This window comes from Bradyrhizobium sp. CIR48 (assembly GCF_014198315.1).
Taxonomy (GTDB): domain Bacteria; phylum Pseudomonadota; class Alphaproteobacteria; order Rhizobiales; family Xanthobacteraceae; genus Bradyrhizobium.
The window spans coordinates 1-19,546 of record NZ_JACIHG010000016.1 but is presented as its reverse complement, the minus strand read 5'-3'; the positions used below and the strand labels follow the sequence as shown (position 1 = coordinate 19,546).

The following is a 19,546-nucleotide window of genomic DNA, read 5'->3' as shown; positions in this document are numbered from 1 at the left end:
CAGGATCTGCATCAAGGCATGACAGACTTGACGAATTGACAGGATTGAAATGCCGCCCGAGACCGAGTTCGATCCGGATTTTGCGCGAATGGATCTCCCCGATCTTCGGATCAACTATGATCCGGTCGATCCGGATCAGTTCGATCGTCCCGTCACTTCATTCTGTCTCGAAACCAGCAAAGACAACGACGACCTACCGCTGCACTCACACCGCAAAGGCCAATTGGTCGTCGCATCTCATGGCTCGGTGATGTGCCGGGCGCCTGGTGGCTTGTGGATCGTACCTCCGCAAGGCGCGGTATGGATCCCGGCCGGCGTGCAGCACAGCAATTGCGTGGCCGATTTCGGCAAACTCTACACCGTGTTCATCGATCCACAGGTCAGCATGCTGCCGCGGACCTGCTGCACGCTGATGATCACGTCGCTGGTGCGCGAATTGATCCACCGCCTCTCGGTGTTCCCACCGCTCTATCCGCTGGAAGGACCGACCAGCCGTCTCGGCCGGGTCTTGCTCGACGAACTCGTGCAGATGCCGACGACGGATGAAATGTATCTGCCGATCTCCCCCGACGCCCGTCTTCAACACCTCGCCACTTCCTTGTTGAATAATCCGGGCGACCGCAGCACGATGGACGAAGTCGCCTCGCGCTACGCAATGAGCGAGAGCACGTTCGCACGCTTCATCGCCAAGGAAACAGGGATGACCTTCGGGCGCTGGCGCCAGCGTCTCCACATTCTGATCGCCATGCAACGCCTCACGGCGGGCAGTTCGGTCCAGGCCGTGTCGCTAGAACTGGGCTACGAAACCCCGAGCGCGTTCATCACGATGTTCAAGAAGACGATGGGACAGAGCCCTCGCCGCTTCCTTGCCGAGCGGTCGCGCCTGATAAATTCGGACAGTTTGCCCTAGCTCGCACGTCCCTGCCTCGATATTTGACGACCGCGACCCCACGACGCTTTCGCGGGGTCGCACGGGACGAGCTCAGCGTTTGCTGTAAGGCGCAAGTGGATATTCGAGCGACGCTTCCGCGATGGCCTTTGGAGCCACCACCCGCGGCCTGCCTTTCAAACCCTGCAGCATCACCATCGAACAGTGGATGTTCTGGCCGGTCTCGTCGAACTTGGTGTTGTCGCCGTACATCAGGATCGGCTTCATTTCGGTCTTCTTGAGCGCGCCGTGAATCGCCGCCGACTCCGGCGAAGCCGCCCGCGTCACGGCGTCTGCGACGATCTGCACCGCCTCGAACGCGCAGCCCGCATTGGCATCGAACCAGTCGTTCGGGTAGTCCGCCGCGAACATCTTCATGATCTTGTCGGTCTCGGCGCCCTTGGGATTGAGCCACAACGCCGACAGAACCGGACCGTCACCATACTTTCCGAGCGCGTCGTGATACGCCTTGTCGGACACGCCGTTGGAGTTGGGCGAAAACACCATCTTCGGGTCCCAGCCCTGCTTGATGCATTCGCGCGCGATCATGATCGCGTCGTTGACGCGCGTGACCGAGATCAAAGCATCGGCACCCGACGCTTTCGCCTTGGCAACTTCCACCGACAGATCCTTGGCCTTCTCGTCATAGGCAACGTACTGCGCGATCTTGAGCGGAACATCCACTTCCTTCCACGCCTGATCGATGCTGGCCGCCGTCGACTGCCCCATCGTGTTGTTGAGATGGAGAACGACGGCGCTGCTCGGCGGATCCTTCAGCGTGCCGAGCACGGACTTCAGCTCGGTCAACGATTGCCGCACGATGGTCAGCGACGTGGGGTAATAGCGGAACACTTGGGTGAAGCCCTGTGAAGTTACCTGGGTGGCGCTCGCGATGTGGACCACCATCGGCACCTTGGCGGCCTCGCAGGCCTGCAGCGCCGAAATGGTGGCACCGGAATCCCACGCGCCGATCAGCACGGTGCAGCCCTGCCGGATCAGGCTCTCGGCGGCAATCCGGCCGTTCTCCGGACGGCTTTGCGTATCGGCGTGAACGATCTCGATGTCGAGGCCGAACTTCTCACGCGCGAATTTGGCGCCGAGATCGATGCCGCGCACGCAGGCCTGACCGGGAAACGCCAGCACGCCGCTGCTGGGCATGATCGCTCCGACTTTCACTTTCGTGTTCGCCGCAAACGATGGCCTTGATACCATTCCTGCCGCAATTCCCAATCCGCTTCCGACAATCGTCCGCCGCGTGATTCCGCTTCGCTTGGTCATCTCGATGTCCTGTTGCTGAAGGAGTGAAATCTTATCTCGACTGGTAGCTTCGTACGTTTTGGGACCGACCGCCGACGTCAAAGGCCCATCTCGGCCTTGATCAACTCTTCCTCGGTTTCGTCGTAGAGCGACGCGATCAGCGATTGATAGCGTTCGTTGATCTGCTTGCGACGCTTCTTCCGCGTCGGCGTCATCACGCCGTTCTCGAGCGACAGCTCCTCCGGCAGAATGCGGAACGCCTTGATCTGCTCGGCTCGCGCCAGCCTTCCGTTGGCCTTGCCGATCTCCGCCTCGATCAGCCGGTTGACGATCTCGGAGCCTGCCAGGTCGGCGTAACCTGTGATCTTGTCGTCGCGCGACTTCGCCCAGTCCATTGTGGCGGTGGCATCCACTTCGATCAGGGCGGTGAGATATTTTCGCCCCTCGCCGATCACAGCCGCCTCGGAGATGAACGGGCTGTGCCTCAGCTCGTTTTCGATCTGAGTCGGGCTGATCGATTTGCCGTTCGACGTGTTGATGATCTCCTTCTTCCGGTCGACCAGCTTGAAGGTTCCTTCCGGCGACACTTCGACGATGTCGCCGGTGTAGAGCCAGCCGTCGCGAAGCGCCGCTTTCGTCTCGTCCGGCTTGTTCCAATAGCCCGCAAACAATCCCGGTCCACGGACGATCATCTCGCCGTCCTGGAGCACGGCGGTTTCCCAGGCCGGATCCGGCAGCGGGACCCCGACGTTGCCGGCCTTCGGCCACTCCGCCATCTGCACCAGATTGGCACCGACCAGTTCGGTCTGGCCGTAGCACTCCTTGAGCTGCAAGCCCCACAGCTGCCACAGCGACATCAGCTCGGACGGCATCGCCGCCGACGAGGTGAACGCGACCTTCAGCTCGTCGAAACCGACCTCCGCGAGCAGCGGCAGGAACACTTGCTCGCGGCAGGCCGCGAACAGTTTCGAGACGAAGGCATCCTCGTGGCCGCGCTGACGGTCTTCGAGCGCCCTGCGCGCGATCGTCATGGCGAGCGTGTAGTTCTGATCTCCCGCTTCCCCGGCGGGATGCACCTTGCTGAGGATCTGTGTCGCAAAGCGCTGGTAGAACCGCGGCGGCGCCATATAGTAGGTGGGCTTCACCTCTTTGATCGTCTGGGCGAAGTCCGCGGTCGTCTCGCCGAAATATGGAACTGCGTCGGCGATCAGCGGCAACGTGGTCGCCTGCCCGCGCGCCACGGTGTGCGACATCGGCAAATGCACGACCACCCGGTGTTCCTCTTCGCGCATGCTGGGGCCGAACAGGGTGATGCAATGAACGCCGGCGAGAATGGAAAGGTGCGTCAGCATGGCGCCTTTGGGGTTTCCGGTCGTCCCGGACGTATAGCCGATGCTGACGACATCGGACGCCTTTGCTGTCGCGCTCTCCTTCTGCAGATAGTCATGCGCATCGACATCGGGTGCTCCAACAAAGGCGGCCAGCGACTTGATCGACGCCGAGGCCTCGCCGGTCCAACCCGGGTCGAGCACGATGATGCCGCGGAGCTGCTCGGCCCGACCGGAGGCGAGCACGATGCGAAGCTGCGGCTCCCCGCCGACGAACGCGAACTTCGCGCCTGAATCCGTGAAGCAGTAAGCCACTTCTTCGGGTGACGAGGTGAAGTAAACGCCCACCATGACGCCGCCGGCGCACATCGTGGCCATGTCGGCGATCAGCCATTCCTCGGACGAATCGCCCATGATCGCGACCCGATCGCCGCGCTCGAGACCAGCACGCCGCAGCGCGCTGGCCAGGTTCACGACACGCTGCGCATAGGCGCCCCACGTCATGGCGGTCCAGGCGCCGTGACGCTTTTGTTGCAAGGCGATCTTGTCGGGCCGCTCCGCGAGTCGCGCGGCCAAAAGCTGCACGACGGTCGTATCCGCCAACTGGGCGCCGGATGTCATCTCAGCGACGTTCATCTCAGCGCTCCGCGAAACGCTTGCGCTTGGCCGCGAATGCGGCAACCGCCTCGGCCCGCTCGGGCGACTTGAACGTCAACATCTCCAGCGCCGCAGAGGTGTCGAGCAGCAGGTGGGCGTACTGCTTGATGATCTTGTTGACGCTGTACTTGGTCCACACGATCGATTCCTTCGGCCCGCTTGCCAGCAGTTCGGCGTATTCGATCGCGGCATCGAGAACGTTGCCGTCTGCGACCACCTCGTTGATCATGCCGATAGCAGCCGCTTTCTCGGCCGAGATGAATTCGCCGGTCATCAGATAGTGCTTCGCGCGTACCGGCCCCATCAGCAGCGGCCAGATCACCGCGCCGCCATCGCCCGCGACGACGCCGGCATTGACGTGCGTGTCGGCGAAACGGGCTGTCGAGCTCGCATAGATCACGTCGCAGAACAGCGCGAGCGTGGCACCCAGGCCGACCGCGACACCGTTGACGGCCGCGACGATCGGCACTTCGACTTCCAGCATGTTGCGGATGAGGTGGCGACCGCTGCGCGTCGGGGACGGCAGCGTTCCCTTATCCAGCGACTTCTGATCGCCACCAGAGCAAAATCCGCGGCCCGCACCGGTGAGAACGATCGCGTTGACAGAACTGTCGTGATCCAGCTTGACGAAGACGTCTTCGAGCTCCTCGTGCATCTCCCAGTTGATCGCGTTGAGGATCTCCGGGCGGTTCATCGTGACGATCGCGACGCCAGTGGCGCGCTGCTCGACAATCAGGTACTTGTAGCCGTATTGCGACATTGATTTCACCGTTCGATTACTGCTTCTGGGTCCGCATCAGCCGGATCTGCCCGAGGATCTCCTCCGTCGGCCGCACGACGTTGTTTCCGTCGTTGAAATGCGGGATGACGTAGCGACCGACCATGTCGATCGCCTCCATGATCTTTTCGTGCGGGACGGAGTCCATGTGCAGCAGCACCTCGTCGATACCCATGGCCTCGAACTTCTCGATCTGACGAATGACCGTATCGGGGCTGCCGCACACCGTCGTGGCCGACTCGTTGACCAGATAGTCCCAGTCGTTGGCGGCGCGCTCCATCGACGGCACGCTCTCCCCCATGTATTTGTAGTCGTCGGCAATCGCCGCGAGACGCGGATAGGCATCGGTCGAGATCTTGGCATAGTGCATTAGCGGGCCGGCATAATCCGCCTTGGCCTGCTCGTCCGTTTTCCCGATGCCGATGAACAGCGGAATGCCGATACGCGGACGCTGCAGCGGTCCCTCCGCGTCGCACTTCCAGTTTTTTTGATAGGCGTCGATCAGCTTCTGCTGAGCTTCCCAGCCCTGATAGATGTTGCTGCTCATCACGGCGAAGCCCTGCGAGGCCGCCCAGAGATGACTGCGCTCGCTGGTCGCCGCGATCCCGATCACCGGATGCGGCTTCTGCAGCGGCTTCGGAACCAGCTGGCGCGGAGGGATCTGGTAGTACTTGCCGTCAAACGTGAAAATGTCCTGGCGCATCGCCGTTTTCAGCAGCGCCAGCCCTTCTTCCATCTGCGCCAGCGTTTCGTTGGGATCGACGTTGAACGCCCGCATCGCGATGGTGGTGTTGGCGCGGCCGCCGTAGAATTCCATGCGGCCGTTGGACAGGATGTCGGTCACGGCAAGCCGCTCGGCCGAACGCAAGGCGTGGTTGATGCGCTGCGGCATCAGCGTCACCGCCGCGCGCAGCTTGACGCGCGACGTCACCGCGGCCAGATAGCCGAACACCACTTCGGGCGCCGAGCTCGAGATCCCGCCCAGTGCCACGTGCTGCTCGGAGAGCGCGACGCAGTCGAAGCCGACCTTCTCGGCCAGACGGACTTCGTCGACCAGTTCGTGAAGCCTGCGCGAGTAACTGTGGCCGACCTGGGTTTCCTGTTCAGACCAGAACCCAAACGTAAGTGCCATGTCTCAATCCTTTTAGCTTGCGAGATGGCACAGGGTTTCATAGGCGTGGCGATATTTTCGCCCGAAAGCCGCGTTGCGTAGTAACGCTTTCCGAATTTTATGCTGTCAGCATTCGCAACATGGCAGACGCCCCAGGAAGCTTCGCCACGCAGCGGACGGGCTGACCGTCAACGGCGGGCGCTGGCGGCTCCGGCCCCGCTATCGAAGGTCTTGATCAGCAACTCGGCGACCGCCGCGAGGCACGCTTCGCCGATGGCGTAGCTCGAGCCGATCGGACTTCCGATCACGCCGTTCTGCGAAACCGATCGGATGCCGTTCTTCCACATCAGTTCGAGATCAGCCTCCGACAAGCCGCCAAGATGGCCCACCTCGAAGCGGTCCGGTCTGACGCTATCGGGCCTAATGACCATCATCAGCGACGTCTCGGCGATGTCGGCGTGGCCGCCGACGGCCAACACGTCTCCTCCGGCTTCGCGCACCGCATCGCGCCACGTGTCGATCCATTTCGTCGAGTCGAAGAACGCCAGGATCTCGACATCCGAGGGGACGGCCTCGCGCAAGCGACCGAGCATGTCCTTCAGCACCGGAAAATTGCCGATGTGACCCGAGTGAATCAGGATACGCTTGAAGCCGTGCCGCGCCAGGCTTGTGCAATAATCGACACAAATCGCTTCCAGCGTCTCCGGCCGTAGCGAGATCGTACCCGCGAATCGCAGATGGTGAGACGAGCAGCCGACCGTGATGGTCGGCGCCACCAGCGTGTTGCCGCGGCTGCGCGCGATCCGCTCGGCCAGAGCATCGGCATGATCCGCATCCATGCCCAAAGACAAATGCGGCCCATGCTGCTCGACGGCCCCCAGCGGGATCACTACCGTCGTGCACCCATCGGCCAGCGCCGCGGCGACCTCCTCGTGGCTCATCTGCTCCAGATAGATCTGATCGGGATATCCGCGCGTCATCGGCTCAGCCCTTGCTGTTCTTTGACAAAAATCTCGCACGCGCGTTGGTTGAGCTCTCGGCTGTGACATAGGCGTCGAGGTCGGCCACGGTCATTTTTTCGAGCGCCTGATCGCTCATTTGCGCGGTGAGGTTGAGCGATCGCTTGATGGCATGGAACAGCTTGCGGTCTTTCTGCCGCAACACGCCGCACACGTCTCGCGCACGGGATGCGACCTCCTCGGTCGGGACGATCTCGTTCACGGCGCCGATCGCCACGGCACGCTCCGCGCCGACGAGCTCGCCCCAGTACAGCAGCTCTTGCGCCGCCCGCACGCCGAGCTTCTCGACGGCCCGGCGCATGCCTTTGGTCACCGGCAGCAGGCCATGGTTGATTTCCGGAAATCCAATCTTGCACGCCGCATCGGCCACAACATAGTCCGCATGCAGCAGAAACTCCAGGGCGCCTCCGACCGCATAGCCGCGGACGGCGCAGACGATCGGGCCCGGATAGTTCTCCATCGCCACGAGGAGTTCGTGGAAGAACCGAATGCGCGGCCTCGCGACGTCGATCCCGACGACTTCCTTGATGTCGCCGCCTGCGCTGAAGAAGCGGTCGCCGCTTCCGGTGAGCACGATGCCGGGCGGATTCTCGTCGTCGGCAAGGCGCCGGATCGCCTCCAGCAACTCGACGATGAGTTGCGCATTCAGCGCATTGGCCGGCGGCCGGTTCATCGTGATCGTGACCAGGTCTTGATCACGCTCGATCAGGAGAGAGGTGGCAGTGTTCATCAATGAGACCCAAGCGAGAGGCGGCTGCAACAGCCGGGGAGCGGTGGACCGAACGGCGGCGCGACGAGAGCCGCAACGCCCGACGCCTCGCCGAGACGGCGCGCCTCACAATCCCAGATAGGCGCGCTGGACATCGGGGTTCTCGAGCAGATCGCGGCTAGATCCATGCAACACCACGGAGCCGTTCTCGAGCACATAGCCGCGGCTGCTCAGCGCGAGCGACTTGGCGACATTCTGCTCGACGAGAAGGACCGTGATCCCCTGCTCGTTGAGGGATTTGACGACGCCGAACATCACATCGGTCAGCGCCGGCGACAGTCCGATCGACGGCTCGTCGAACATCACGATTTCTGGCTTCGACATGATCGCCCGACCGATCGCCAGCATTTGTTGCTCGCCGCCGGACAGCGTGCCGGCGAGTTGGTCGCGGCGCTCGCGAAGTCGCCCGAACAGCTGATAGACGGAATCAAGCGTATTTGCCAGATCTCGCCTGGCCCGCTTCAGCGAGCCGCCGATCAGCAGATTGTCCTCGACGGAGAGCGCACTGAAGATCTGGCGGCCCTCGGCGACCTGAGCGATGCCCATTTCGCATATGTCCCACGGCGGTCGCCGCGAGATTTCGACTCCGTTGATCCTGACGGAACCGCGCGACGACGGAACGATCCCCGCGATTGATCGGATCAGAGAGGTCTTGCCGGCGCCGTTGGCGCCGACCACGCAGATCAGTTCACCCTTACCGATGCTGAGCGACACGCCGTTCAGCGCATTGGAGCCGTCATAGGCCACGCACAGGTCGTCGATTTCGAGAAGCGCGTCGTCAGGCATGGAAGCCGGCTCCCAGATAACTTTCCAGCACCGCGGGATCCGCTACCACCTCAGACGGCTTGCCCTCGGCGATCTTGGCGCCGTGGTGAAGCACCACCACGGTCGACGCCACTTCCATCACGATCCGCATCACGTGCTCGACCAGTAGGATCGTCAGTCCACCCTCGGCGAGCCGGTGCAGCACGCCGACGACGCCGGCCGCTTCGGTCGGACGCAGCCCCGCCATCACTTCGTCGAGCAGCAGCAACTTGGGGCGAGTCGAGAGCGCCTTCGCCATCTCGAGCATCTTGCGATCGGGCAACGTCAACTGATCCGTCCGGGCATTCGCCTTGCCGGCGAGCCCGACATTTTCGAGCGACTCATACGCCTTGTCCCGCGCCTCCTTGACGTTCGTCGTCCAGCTGAAGGCGCCCACCATGGCATTCTCGAGCACCGACATATCTTTCATCGGTCGGACGATCTGGAAGGTGCGCGCAATGCCCATGCGGCACACCGCTTCGGGCGGCTCGCGCTCGAGCGAACGCCTCTCGAACAGCACCCGCCCGGCGGTCGGTCTCAGCGCCCCGGCGACGAGATTGAAGCAGGTGGTCTTGCCGGCGCCGTTCGGCCCGATCAGGGCGGTGATGCGGCCTGCCTGCAGTGAGAAGCTGACGTCATTGACCGCGACCAATCCAACGAACGCTTTGGTCAAGTTCTTCACTTCGAGCAGCGCGGTCATTCCTCGACCTTCCGCAATTGTGAGATCCGGCCGCGCGCCGGCAGCTGGATCGCCTCGTAGAGCCGGACGATCGCCGGCCAGATGCCGTCGGGCAGAAACCACACGACCAGGATCAGCACCGCCCCGTAGGCGACGCTGTTCAGTCCGGGGAGCCCCAGGCTGTCGCCGAGCGCCCCCATGGCGTGATGCAGCGGGATCGCGGCCATCGAGCCGACCAGCGGGCCGAACGCAGTGCCCAATCCGCCGACCACAGGGCCGATCAGTACGTCGACCGAGATCGCCATGCCCATGATCGAATCCGGAAAGATCGCACCCTGCACCAAGCCCAGCACGCCGCCGCCGACCGCGGCTGTCGCGGCCGATATCGAGACCACCAGCACCTTGTGGCGAAACGTCCGCACCCCCAGTGCGCGGGCGGCCTCGTCGTCGTCCCGCATCGCCCGCCAGACATAGCCCCAATAGGACCGCGAGATCAGCTCCGTTCCCGCGACGCCGATGGCCGCAAGCGCGAGCGCGACGAAGTAGTAGAACCGCGCGTCACCGCGCAGCATCCCGAGGTCCATCGTGCCACTCGGCGCCTGATAGAACAGGCCCTGCATGCCGCCGACATAGTCCCACCCGCCGAACATGATCCGGGCGAATTCGGCGGCTGCGATCGTGAGCAGCGCGAAATAGATGCCACGGACCTCGAAGCGGAAGCTCAGCCACGCCAGCACCGCGCCGACGAAGCCCGCAATCACCGCGCCCAGCAGCAGACCGATCCACGGGGTGACGCCGTATTTGATGTTCAGGATCGCCACCGCATACGCACCGATTCCAACGAACAGCGCGTGACCGATGGATAGCTGCCCGCCGATCCCGAGCATCAGGTTCCACGATTGTCCCATGAAGGTGAACAACAGGACGATCGTCAGAAGTGAGATGACGTAGGCGTTGGACATGCCACCCACCACGGCCAGGGCGGCGAAGACTAGAGCGCCGGCACCCCAACGCTTGGTGTCGCTGGCTTGATCAGAGGTCCTTTGCACCGAAAAACCCCCTCGGACGGAAAATCAGGATGATGATCAGAAGTGCGTAAGGGAGTGCTGTTTTCATCGACGGCGTGAACATCAAGGCCGCGATCGCTTCGGCGACCCCGATCGTCAGGCCGCCCAGAAGAGCGCCGCCGAAGCTGCCGAGACCGCCGACGATCACCGTCACGAAGGCCAGCAGCGTGAAGTCGACGGCGAGATAGGGCTGCGCATCGAACAGCGGCGAGATCAATGCGCCGGCGACGCCAGCGCAGGCGGCTCCGATGCCGAAGGTCACCGCATAGACCCGAGGGATATTCAGCCCGACCACCAGTCCGCCCAGTCGATTATTGGCGGCGCCCCGCAGCGATCGGCCGAATGCGGAGTACTTCAGATAGGCTCCCAGTGCGGCGATCAGCAGTCCGGCCGTAGCGGCCGCCTGGATGCGGGCCCAATCCAAGGTGAGCGATCCCACGCTCACGGTCTGGAAGGACAACTGAGACGCCGTCGGCCGCGGATCCGGACCGAACGACATCAGCAATACGCCGCTGAAAAGCAGTGAGAGGCCGATGAAGACGATGAACTGATAGTGATGCGGCCGATTAACGAACCGCTTCACGACGAGCGTCTCTAGCAGATAGCCGAACACGAACATGACGACCGCGGCGATCGCGGCGGCTAAAACGATCGGGATGTCCCAGATTTGAACGGTCCAGTATCCGATGTAGATCCCGAACACGACCATCTCGCCATGAGCGAAATTGACCACGCGCATGACGCCGAAGACGATCGTGAGACCGAGCGCGACGAGCCCGTAAACCAGCCCGATGAGCACCCCGCCGGCGATGACATTGAGCCAGAGCGACAGCATCAGCGACCGACCGCCGATGGATGCGCGATAGAAAGTCTTCGTCTTCCTTGCATGCTGATCGGTTCCATCTTGGCTGTAGCGGAAACGTAGCGGCGCCTGACGTCGTCCTGTGTTTCAGACCGCCTTTGGCGCGGCGAAACATCCGTCGATGTAGACGAGCGACTCACATCCGGCCCTCGTGGTCTGAGCCACCACCTCTCCGGTGAAAATGGTGTGACTACTGTCGCTGTAAGCATTCACCACGCGGCAATCGAAGCTGCAGACCGCGCCGACCAGACTTGGTGCTCCGGTTTTGAGATCGCACCACAAACCGTCACCGAAGCGGATATCGCCCTTGCTGCCGTCCTGCCCGGAAAACTTGAGCGCCAGATCGCGATGCTCGACCCCTAGAATATTCCAGCAGAACGACCCACTGCTGAGAATGATGTCGTGCGCACCGGCAGATCGATTGACGCAAACCAGCACGCTGGGCGGAGCCGCCGACAGCGAGCAGCCCGCCGTGAGTGTCAGACCATGGCGGTTCGGCGCCCGGCCTGTCGTGACGATCGACACGGTGCCCGGCACGCTGCGCATCGCAGCACGGAATGCTGCGGCGTCGAGTGGGCTCGTTTCGGACAGCGGCGGTGTTGCGGACGGCATGGCTACGACCCTTGGATTCATGGGATGGATGCGCCCTCTTTGTCTGGTTGTGGTTCCGGGCATGCAGCGCCGCCCCGGTGAACGTCTGAGCTATCCGGCTGCTTGATAGAACTGGATGACGTTGCCGCCCGGATCCCGCACCTTCACCGCACGGCCGTGACTTTCCATGTCCCGGACCGCGCCGACTTGCGCCCCCATGGCTGCGGCACGCTCCATGGCGGCATCGAGGTCATCGACATCGAAGACAAGAACGGCATCTTGCAGCTGGTCCGAGACCGACTCCGTCGGTCCGGCGACGCAGAACGCAGCCGCATCGCTCACGAACTGGATCCACTTGCCGTGATCAGCGAAGCGCACCTTCAGACCCAGGCCTTCGTAGAACTCGGCCAAGCGTCCAGGATCGTTCGCTGTCAAATAGACTTGCTTCAGTTTCACGCTCGACATCCAAACCGTCGCTACCCAAGTGCGATCGTGGTTGGATAGTCGCCCGAGCCTCGCAGCATTACTGCTTGAACAACGCCTGTCACAGAAGCTTCATCAGCATTTTATGCTGTAACGACTTGTCGAGTCGCTAGATCCAACTCTGCATCCGGCCGATCTTTGCCATTTTCTGGTTGACGAGGGTGGGCGTCGTTGCTGCCGAACCTTTTGTCTCGCGCAACGCCCGCGGCGTGGTCAGCGGCGTGGGACCGGGGGCCACACGCGACGACAGGCGGTTGTACGAAACAGGGCAGCTCTCGACATCGAACTCTGCTGCACGTCCCGTCAAGTGACATGGGGAGCCAATCGATGGAGCGGCGGGCATTACATCTTGACCGAATCCGTGGATCAACGTCGGCCTGCATATCGCATAGGCAAAAAATGTATCGGAAGTAGGCAACTAACCTCCTGATCGCAATGCACAATGCGAAGGTTGATGGTTTTTCGATACAAATCGACGATTTGTCGAAATCCCACAAGCGCAATTGCGGTTAGCTTTTACCACGCGATTGTCATCACCCCGCAAACGACGGTGATACGCGCCGCAGAAGACTGCCATACTTGGGAGATACGCGATGTCGACAACCTCTCTCGACAGAATAGATATCAAGATCCTCAACGAGCTCCAGCAGAATGCGAGCTTGACCAATGTCGAGCTCGCATCACGCGTCAATCTCTCGCCGTCGCCGTGTCTGGCACGCGTCAGAACACTCGAAAAACTCGGCGTGATCGATCGACGGATCGCCCTTCTCGATCCCGCCGTGCTCGGCATTGGTGTAACGGCTTTCATCCAGATCAAGCTGGAAAAGCAGGTCCAGACGTCCCTCGAGAATTTCACCCGATCCATCGACCGGCTGGCCCAGGTAATGGAATGCTATCTCATGACCGGTGAGAGCGACTACATGCTCCGCGTCATGGCGGCCGACATCGAAGATCTCGAAGACCTGATTGTCAACAAACTATCCCGCATTCCCGGCGTCAGCAGCATTCGATCAAATCTGGCCCTCAAGCGCATTTCGCACAAGACCGTGCTGCCGATCGACGCCAATCGGCCGGTCACCGTCAAGGCTTGCGCCGCCCCCTCGCGCCCTCTGGAGCGCTCACCAAGACCCCGATACGACCCAACCGGTCCTTTGCTGTCCGATGCGCCGATCGGGCTCGACACCAATCGTCCCAGCTACAGCGTGGAAAGGCTATGAGGCGCCCCGCCATGGGCTCCGGCCAGTTGGCAATAATGGTGAAGTTAAGATCGGCAGAGTGCTCGAGCGGCGCTGCGAGCCTGACAATCCGCACACGGCCCAACGCGAGCACCCGTCGGTTCCAGCGAGCAGAGCGACCGAGATGACGGGATCGATCGAAGCGGCCCTGCAGGCGCTCGCCGACGGCGAAATCGTCGTGGTCACCGACGACGACGATCGCGAGGGCGAAGGGGACCTCGTCGTTGCCGCCTCGCGGTGTACGGCTGAGAAGATGGCCTTCATCATTCGCCATACATCGGGAATCGTCTGCGCTCCGATTACCCTCGAAGACGCGAGACGCCTGCGGCTTGACCCGATGGTTGTCAACAACGACTCGGCTCGCACCACGGCGTTCACCGTGTCAGTGGACTACCGGCCGGATAACGGTACGGGCATCTCGGCCGAAGAACGGGCCTCGTGCTGCCGTGCACTCGCCAACCCCAACGCTGGCGCCGGCGATTTTTGCCGGCCGGGACACGTTTTCCCGCTGATCGCAAAAGAAGGGGGCGTACTCATGCGCTCGGGTCACACCGAGGCCGCCGTCGACCTGTGCAGACTGGCAGGTCTCGAGCCGGTCGGTGTCATCAGCGAACTGATGAACGACGATGGCTCGGTGATGAGGGGTCCGCAAGTCGCGGCGTTCGCCGACAAGCACAAGCTGAAACAGGTCACGATCGCAGACCTCATCAGCTTCCGGCAGGCCCGCGAGACGCTGATCGAGCGCGTCTCGAGCGTCACGGCGGAGAGCTCGATCGGCCCGCTCCAGGGCTATTCGTATCGCTCGCCGTTCGACCCCATTCATCACGTCGCCTATATCTACGGAGAACTGGGCGACGGCACCAATGTCCTCACGCGTTTCTACAAACCCAACATCCTGCGCGATTTGTTCTCGGGTCAGGAACATGCCAAGATGAACGTCATTCTGCAACGCTTCAAGGATAATGGCAGCGGCGTGCTCGTCTATCTGCGCGACGGCGCGGCGGGCGTTCCGCCTGCGCCGCTAGGCCTGATCAGTTCGCGCGAAGACGACCGTAATCGGCAATGGCGCGAGATCGGCGTCGGCGCCCAGATCCTGCGGGATCTCAAGATCAGCTCCATCCGTCACCTCACGTCGTCGACGCATCACTTCAAGGGACTGTCAGGCTTCGGCATCGAGATCGTCCGAAACGAAGCGCTCTAACTCCAGCCATCCGCGTTTCGAAAGTCCATTGAGCGCGTCCCGCACCTCAGGCATCCGGCGAAGCTTGCAGTTCGTCTCGCGGCAGGTCTCCCCGGGCCAGTCTGGCCGGCCTCGCGCTCGGAGAAGTAGCGCGCCGGCGATTTGCCAAGCGCCTTCTTGAACATGGTGATGAACGCGCTCACCGACTCGTAGCCGAGCGCCTCGGACACGGACTGAAACGTGTCGCCAGCAGAGCGCGCTTGACGAACAGTAAATGCGCGACAACAGCGCTGAACCCGCGACTTTCAAAATTGCCGAACGCCTGATGGCAATCGCACAGGAGCTGTTGCCTGCTGGCGCAATCTGCGGTCAAAATATCTCGCCCATCCAACTTGGCCGCGCATCATCAAGTATCGTGCAACGGGGTCCGAGATCAGCCAGTCCGGTCCATCATGGGTGCCACGGAAAAGCGATAGTCTTGATATTTCAATCGTTTATCCTATCCTCTCAATGGGATGAAGCACGAACGTGTGCACTCCAAACTAGCCGAAATTGCACACGTTTGTACCCGTTTTGACCTCTCGGTGCACACATAGTGCACACGAAAGCCGGAGTGCACACGCGTGGCGACCTTCACTCAATTGGGATCGGGAAACTGGCGCGTTCAAGTCCGCCGCAAGAACCGCTATGTGGCCGAGACTTTCCGGCGGCGCAAGGACGGCGAAGAATGGGCGCTCGAGATGGAGCGCAACATTGACCGCAATGGATCGTCTAAACCACGCGCGGTGCGCAACGTTCGCACATTTGGCGATCTGATTGATCTGCACGACGAAGACATGCGCGAGGTTGGAAAACCCCCTCGCCGGTCAAAGGCTGCTGTGATGGCGTCGCTCAAGGCTGAGCTCGGCAGTGTGAAGCTGCTCGCGAACGGATGGCTTTCGGCGATACTCAGATTGGAAGTCTTCGAATTTCGCTCGCCATCTCAACGCCCATTCTGACATTTCACAGCTTTTTAGCTCGTCGAGATCATTACAGAATTCTTGGTTGTCAGAATGACCGTCGTGCCGGCTGCAGGCCCGCGACACGGCGTACCCACCGCCTTAATCCGCGCCGCGACTTCGCCTTAGCTTATTGTAGTGGGCTGGGGATCTCGGCGACGCGGCATATCGGGATCTAACGTGTCCATCAAGTTCATGCCGGATGTCCGGGATCGACGTCCTTAGGCGTCTTCTTCTCCCGCTGAGGTGTCATCCTCGCCGGACTTTCCTTGCCGGGTACGCCGCGCGGACCCAGCTGATCGCGCTGAATGTTGTCCTCGGAGCGTTGGGGCTCCACGCCATTCGTGGGCTTCTCAGGCATCATTCCATCCGAGCCTTGTCTTTCAGGTCGCGGATTCGGGTCTCGGCCTCTTCCTTCGAGGTAACGATCTCCGATTCATCCGGCACCCGTGCGATCGCGCTGAGCCTCTTGAGCTCGGCGAGTTGTTCTGCAGTTGGTTTTCCCATCTTCGAATCCTTGAGCGCCTGCACGACTGCCTCGTCGTCGAGCACATCCAGCAGCTGGTTTATGGTTTGCACGCAATCTCTGGGGCCAGGCTCGACATACCGGGCCAGGATGCCCTGAGCGTCTTCCAACGCCTTCGCAACTCGCTGTTCCGGGTCCATGACCGGTACTCCAGATACTCTGAGGCAAACGCGGCTATGAACGGCGCGTTCCTTTGCTCAGTCCCTTGAACGAGCTGGCCCGCAGGAGTCCTTCGGAGGTAATGTCGCGGTACTCGATGTCGGCATAGAACTTGGGTTCGACCCAGGTGGCCTTCGGTTTTCTGATGGTCTTGGTCAACTTCTGCTTGGGGCTGACGACGGTATCGAGCGCCTTGCGGATCTGCGCCGAGGTGGTCCGGCTCCACCCTGTGCCGACCTTACCCATATAAACGAGATCACTGCCTTCCTTCTTGCCCAGATAGAGCGCGGCGACGCCGGATGGGTCCTTGATGAAGCCGACCACGGGAAACTTCCCTTTCTGGACGACTTTGATCTTCTGCCAGGCTTCGACCCGCTCCGATCGGTATGGCGCATCCACGCGCTTTGAGATGATGCCCTCATAGTTCAACTTGCTGGCGGCGACGAACAGAGCCTGCCCGTCCCCTTCATGGTGTTCACTAAAAAAGATGGGCTCCTCGAGCCTGTGCTCCTCGATCAGTTCTTTGAGCAGCCTCTTCCGCTCGAGCTGCGGCTCCTTGCGCAAATCCTTGCCGTCGAGCCACAGCAGATCGAACGCGAAGAAGATCAGGCGGTCCTGGTCGCCTCTGCCGAGGTCTGCCTGCAGCTCGGAAAAGTTGGTGCGGCCGTCATGGATGACGACGACTTCGCCGTCGACGATGGCCTGCCCCTCGATATCGAAGGCGGCAGCAATCTTCGAAAACTTGCTGACCCAATTGTAGCCGTTGCGGGTGTAGGCCCGGCGATCGTCGCCATCGATTCGGAGCTGGATGCGGTACCCGTCGTATTTGATTTCGTGAATCCATCTTGATCCCGAAGGTGCCTTCACCTTCAGGCTCGCGAGTTGGGGGCTGATGAACCCCGGCATCTGAGGAGCTTCTGGCTTCTCGGCCGGAGGCGCCGCTCTTGTACGCTTTGCCACGCTACGCCACTCACAAAAAACCGCCGCCGGGTTGGGGCCGGCGGCGGGCAGTTTACCTACCTTACTCAACGAGTCTCGCAACTTCGAAGGCAGCGAGGAGTTCCCAGACCTCGCACCTCGCAAGCTTTCGAGCAGCGCCGAAAAAGCCAATCCTGCCGCATCGAACTCCGGTCCATGGCGGGCGTTTACCTATCATGTCAGACGCATTCGATTACTTTCGGGCCTACGCCGTTCGCGCTCTCTGCAAAGCGAGATCTATGCCGCAGGGCCGGCTGAAGCATCTGCAGCTAGTGGCCGGTCGGATATACAATCCCCTCAAGAAGGAGGCCGCTTACGGTTCCAATATCCAGCACCTGGACGACTTCCGCGCCGCCCAGAAGCTCGAGGGTTCGTTCGATCGCCGGTCAAGCGGCCGCTCTGGCGTTCGCTCTACTCCAACGGCGACGCAAAGCGCGGACCGGGAGGTTCGCTGAATGCCAGTGCTCGACGCTCGCGGTGTGGCAAGTCTCCTGCGAGAGTACGCGCAGCGCACCGCCTTGCGAGGCGGCAACCCCTACCGGGCGAAAGCCTACTCTCGGGCCGCCGACAGCTTAGCGGCCCTCCCCGTTGCTCTGGACGTGCTCATCGCCGAAGATCAGCTCACAGAAATCCCGGGCGTCGGGGATGCGATCGCCGACATCATCACCAAGCTTCACAAGACGGGCAGTCATCCCAGTCTCGAAAAGCTGCGGAAGGAGATTCCCGAGGGCGTGCTCGAGATGCTCGCGGTACCCGGTTTGCGGCCGGAGAAGGTGCTGCGGCTCTATCAGGATCTCGGCATCACCTCGCTCGCGGAATTGGAGGCCGCCGCCAAGGACGACCGCATCAAGAAGGCGAAAGGACTCGGTGCCGCGCTGCAGACCAAGATCCTGCAGAACCTGGCGATGGCCAAAAGCGGAGAAGGCCGCCTCCACCTGCACCGCGCCGCCACCCTGCTCGCGCACGCGAAGGAATCCATCCGGAAGTCCCGGCCAGAACTGAAGCGCGTGACGATTGCCGGCGATTTCCGTCGAGGCTGCGAACTCGTCGCCGACCTCACAATCGTTGCGGAGGCTGCCAAGTCGGACGAGACAGCGATGCCATCGTCCGAAGGACTGCAAGTCCGGGTGTCCGACCGCAAACATTTCGGCGCCGCCCTTCTCTTCGCCACCGGCTCCGCCGCTCACATCGAGCAGCTCCAAGCCTTGGCCGCCGAGAAGGGCATGCGGTTGGACGCTCACGGCCTGCACAAGGGCCGCGCACTGATTGCCAGCGAGGAGGCTGACATCTACCAGGCTCTCGGGCTGCCCTTCATCGATCCCGAGCTAAGGGAAGGCCGCGGCGAGGTCGAGCTGGCCTTGAAGGGCAAGTTGCCGAAGCTTGTGACCGACAAGGACTTGCGCGGAATCCTGCACTGCCACACCGATGCTTCCGATGGGACAGAGACCCTAGAGACCATGGCGAAGGCGACCCGTCAGCGCGGCTTCGAGTATTTTGGGGTCGCCGACCATTCCAAGTCCGCCCATTACGCCGGCGGTCTCTCCCTCGAAGAGATCGTGCAGCAGCACCGGGAAGCCGACCGCCTGAACAAGCGCTTCGGTAAGGACTTTCGGATACTCAAGGGAATTGAGTCGGACATTCTGGCTAACGGGTCGCTCGACTACGATGAAAAGGTGCTTGAAGGTTTCGACTTCGTCGTCGCCAGCATTCACGGCCGTTTCAAGCTTGACCGCAAGGCGCAGACGCAGCGCCTGCTTCGGGCCATTTCCGATCCTCACACGACCATCATCGGCCACATGACCGGGCGACAGCTCCAGCGACGGCCCGGCTACGAAATCGACGTCGAGAAGGTACTTCGGGCCTGTGCGAAGCACGACGTCGTCGTTGAGATCAACGCACATCCATGGCGCCTCGACCTGGACTGGCGTTGGCACCAGGCGGCCCTCGAATTCGGCTGCATGCTGAGCATCAATCCGGACGCGCACTCGATTGCCGAGCTCGACCACATGCACTGGGGCGTCGAGATGGCCCGCAAGGGTGGAGTCCCCGCCGACCGTATCCTGAATGCGATGACGCTTCCTGAGATCACGCGCTACCTCCGCCAGAAGCGGCGCTCGCTCGCCCGCGCTGCCTGATG

Annotated in this window: 19 protein-coding genes and 1 pseudogene; 5 read left to right on the top strand and 15 right to left on the bottom strand. The window is 61.8% G+C overall.

Translation table 11 applies throughout. The features are described from left to right. The first annotated feature begins 49 nt into the window (after window positions 1–49). Window positions 50–910, top strand: coding sequence for a helix-turn-helix domain-containing protein (locus GGD66_RS36200; RefSeq protein ID WP_018316658.1), 861 nt, complete (start codon window positions 50–52; stop codon window positions 908–910). Window positions 911–982: 72 nt separating this feature from the next. On the opposite strand, the gene GGD66_RS36195 is transcribed toward GGD66_RS36200, so the two are convergent. The 12 genes from GGD66_RS36195 to GGD66_RS36140 all read right to left on the bottom strand — a co-directional run bounded on the left by GGD66_RS36195 (window position 983) and on the right by GGD66_RS36140 (window position 12,315). Continuing rightward, on the bottom strand, window positions 983–2,206 hold the full coding sequence (locus tag GGD66_RS36195; RefSeq protein ID WP_183234812.1) for an ABC transporter substrate-binding protein: 1,224 nt from the start codon (window positions 2,204–2,206) through the stop codon (window positions 983–985). A 77-nt stretch (window positions 2,207–2,283) separates the two neighbouring features. Beyond that, window positions 2,284–4,149, bottom strand: a complete 1,866-nt coding sequence (locus tag GGD66_RS36190) for a long-chain fatty acid--CoA ligase (RefSeq protein ID WP_183261464.1) — start codon at window positions 4,147–4,149, stop codon at window positions 2,284–2,286. Between the two features lies 1 nt (window position 4,150). Beyond that, window positions 4,151–4,930: an enoyl-CoA hydratase/isomerase family protein gene (locus tag GGD66_RS36185; protein ID WP_007594449.1), complete on the bottom strand. Its 780-nt coding sequence runs from the start codon at window positions 4,928–4,930 to the stop codon at window positions 4,151–4,153. Between the two features lie 16 nt (window positions 4,931–4,946). Then, a complete protein-coding gene (locus GGD66_RS36180) occupies window positions 4,947–6,080 on the bottom strand; it encodes an LLM class flavin-dependent oxidoreductase (RefSeq protein WP_007594451.1) in 1,134 nt (377 codons plus the stop codon). 167 nt (window positions 6,081–6,247) lie between these two features. Beyond that, window positions 6,248–7,039 carry a creatininase family protein gene (locus GGD66_RS36175; RefSeq protein ID WP_183234814.1) on the bottom strand — a complete coding sequence of 264 codons (792 nt, stop codon included), beginning with the start codon at window positions 7,037–7,039 and terminating at the stop codon, window positions 6,248–6,250. A gap of 4 nt (window positions 7,040–7,043) precedes the next feature. Beyond that, complete coding sequence (locus tag GGD66_RS36170) at window positions 7,044–7,808, bottom strand: enoyl-CoA hydratase/isomerase family protein (RefSeq protein WP_092215471.1); 765 nt, start codon at window positions 7,806–7,808, stop codon at window positions 7,044–7,046. A 105-nt stretch (window positions 7,809–7,913) separates the two neighbouring features. Then, window positions 7,914–8,633, bottom strand: coding sequence for an ABC transporter ATP-binding protein (locus GGD66_RS36165; protein WP_183234815.1), 720 nt, complete (start codon window positions 8,631–8,633; stop codon window positions 7,914–7,916). Continuing rightward, window positions 8,626–9,351, bottom strand: coding sequence for an ABC transporter ATP-binding protein (locus GGD66_RS36160; RefSeq protein ID WP_028140599.1), 726 nt, complete (start codon window positions 9,349–9,351; stop codon window positions 8,626–8,628). The genes GGD66_RS36165 and GGD66_RS36160 overlap by 8 nt, the downstream gene beginning before the upstream one ends. Then, a complete protein-coding gene (locus GGD66_RS36155; protein WP_061881449.1) occupies window positions 9,348–10,292 on the bottom strand; it encodes a branched-chain amino acid ABC transporter permease in 945 nt (314 codons plus the stop codon). The genes GGD66_RS36160 and GGD66_RS36155 overlap by 4 nt, the downstream gene beginning before the upstream one ends. A gap of 70 nt (window positions 10,293–10,362) precedes the next feature. After that, window positions 10,363–11,232 carry a branched-chain amino acid ABC transporter permease gene (locus GGD66_RS36150; RefSeq protein WP_183234816.1) on the bottom strand — a complete coding sequence of 290 codons (870 nt, stop codon included), beginning with the start codon at window positions 11,230–11,232 and terminating at the stop codon, window positions 10,363–10,365. Window positions 11,233–11,346: 114 nt separating this feature from the next. Continuing rightward, on the bottom strand, window positions 11,347–11,892 hold the full coding sequence (locus GGD66_RS36145) for a flavin reductase family protein (protein ID WP_246789153.1): 546 nt from the start codon (window positions 11,890–11,892) through the stop codon (window positions 11,347–11,349). A gap of 69 nt (window positions 11,893–11,961) precedes the next feature. Beyond that, window positions 11,962–12,315: a VOC family protein gene (locus GGD66_RS36140; RefSeq protein ID WP_018316669.1), complete on the bottom strand. Its 354-nt coding sequence runs from the start codon at window positions 12,313–12,315 to the stop codon at window positions 11,962–11,964. Window positions 12,316–12,992: 677 nt separating this feature from the next. Here GGD66_RS36140 and GGD66_RS36135 point away from each other — a divergent pair. Continuing rightward, on the top strand, window positions 12,993–13,550 hold the full coding sequence (locus GGD66_RS36135) for an Lrp/AsnC family transcriptional regulator (protein ID WP_246783209.1): 558 nt from the start codon (window positions 12,993–12,995) through the stop codon (window positions 13,548–13,550). 142 nt (window positions 13,551–13,692) lie between these two features. After that, window positions 13,693–14,769 (top strand): 3,4-dihydroxy-2-butanone-4-phosphate synthase, encoded by a 1,077-nt coding sequence (gene ribB, locus GGD66_RS36130; protein ID WP_183234986.1) that lies wholly within the window; start codon window positions 13,693–13,695, stop codon window positions 14,767–14,769. 125 nt (window positions 14,770–14,894) lie between these two features. Here ribB and GGD66_RS41765 read toward each other — a convergent pair. Continuing rightward, window positions 14,895–15,002: pseudogene (locus tag GGD66_RS41765) on the bottom strand (AraC family transcriptional regulator); the annotation flags it as partial. A gap of 369 nt (window positions 15,003–15,371) precedes the next feature. Here GGD66_RS41765 and GGD66_RS36125 point away from each other — a divergent pair. Then, a complete protein-coding gene (locus GGD66_RS36125; RefSeq protein WP_210317847.1) occupies window positions 15,372–15,746 on the top strand; it encodes a hypothetical protein in 375 nt (124 codons plus the stop codon). 360 nt (window positions 15,747–16,106) lie between these two features. Here the strand turns inward: GGD66_RS36125 and GGD66_RS36120 are convergent, their stop codons facing one another. Together GGD66_RS36120 and ligD are read right to left on the bottom strand one after the other, a co-directional pair. Continuing rightward, complete coding sequence (locus tag GGD66_RS36120) at window positions 16,107–16,412, bottom strand: hypothetical protein (RefSeq protein WP_183234818.1); 306 nt, start codon at window positions 16,410–16,412, stop codon at window positions 16,107–16,109. A gap of 34 nt (window positions 16,413–16,446) precedes the next feature. After that, window positions 16,447–17,337 (bottom strand): non-homologous end-joining DNA ligase, encoded by an 891-nt coding sequence (ligD, locus tag GGD66_RS36115; RefSeq protein ID WP_210316857.1) that lies wholly within the window; start codon window positions 17,335–17,337, stop codon window positions 16,447–16,449. A 527-nt stretch (window positions 17,338–17,864) separates the two neighbouring features. Here ligD and GGD66_RS36110 point away from each other — a divergent pair. Further along, the gene (locus GGD66_RS36110) at window positions 17,865–19,544 is read left to right on the top strand and encodes a DNA polymerase/3'-5' exonuclease PolX (protein ID WP_183261462.1); all 1,680 of its coding nucleotides are present in this window, start codon (window positions 17,865–17,867) and stop codon (window positions 19,542–19,544) included. Window positions 19,545–19,546: the final 2 nt, after the last annotated feature.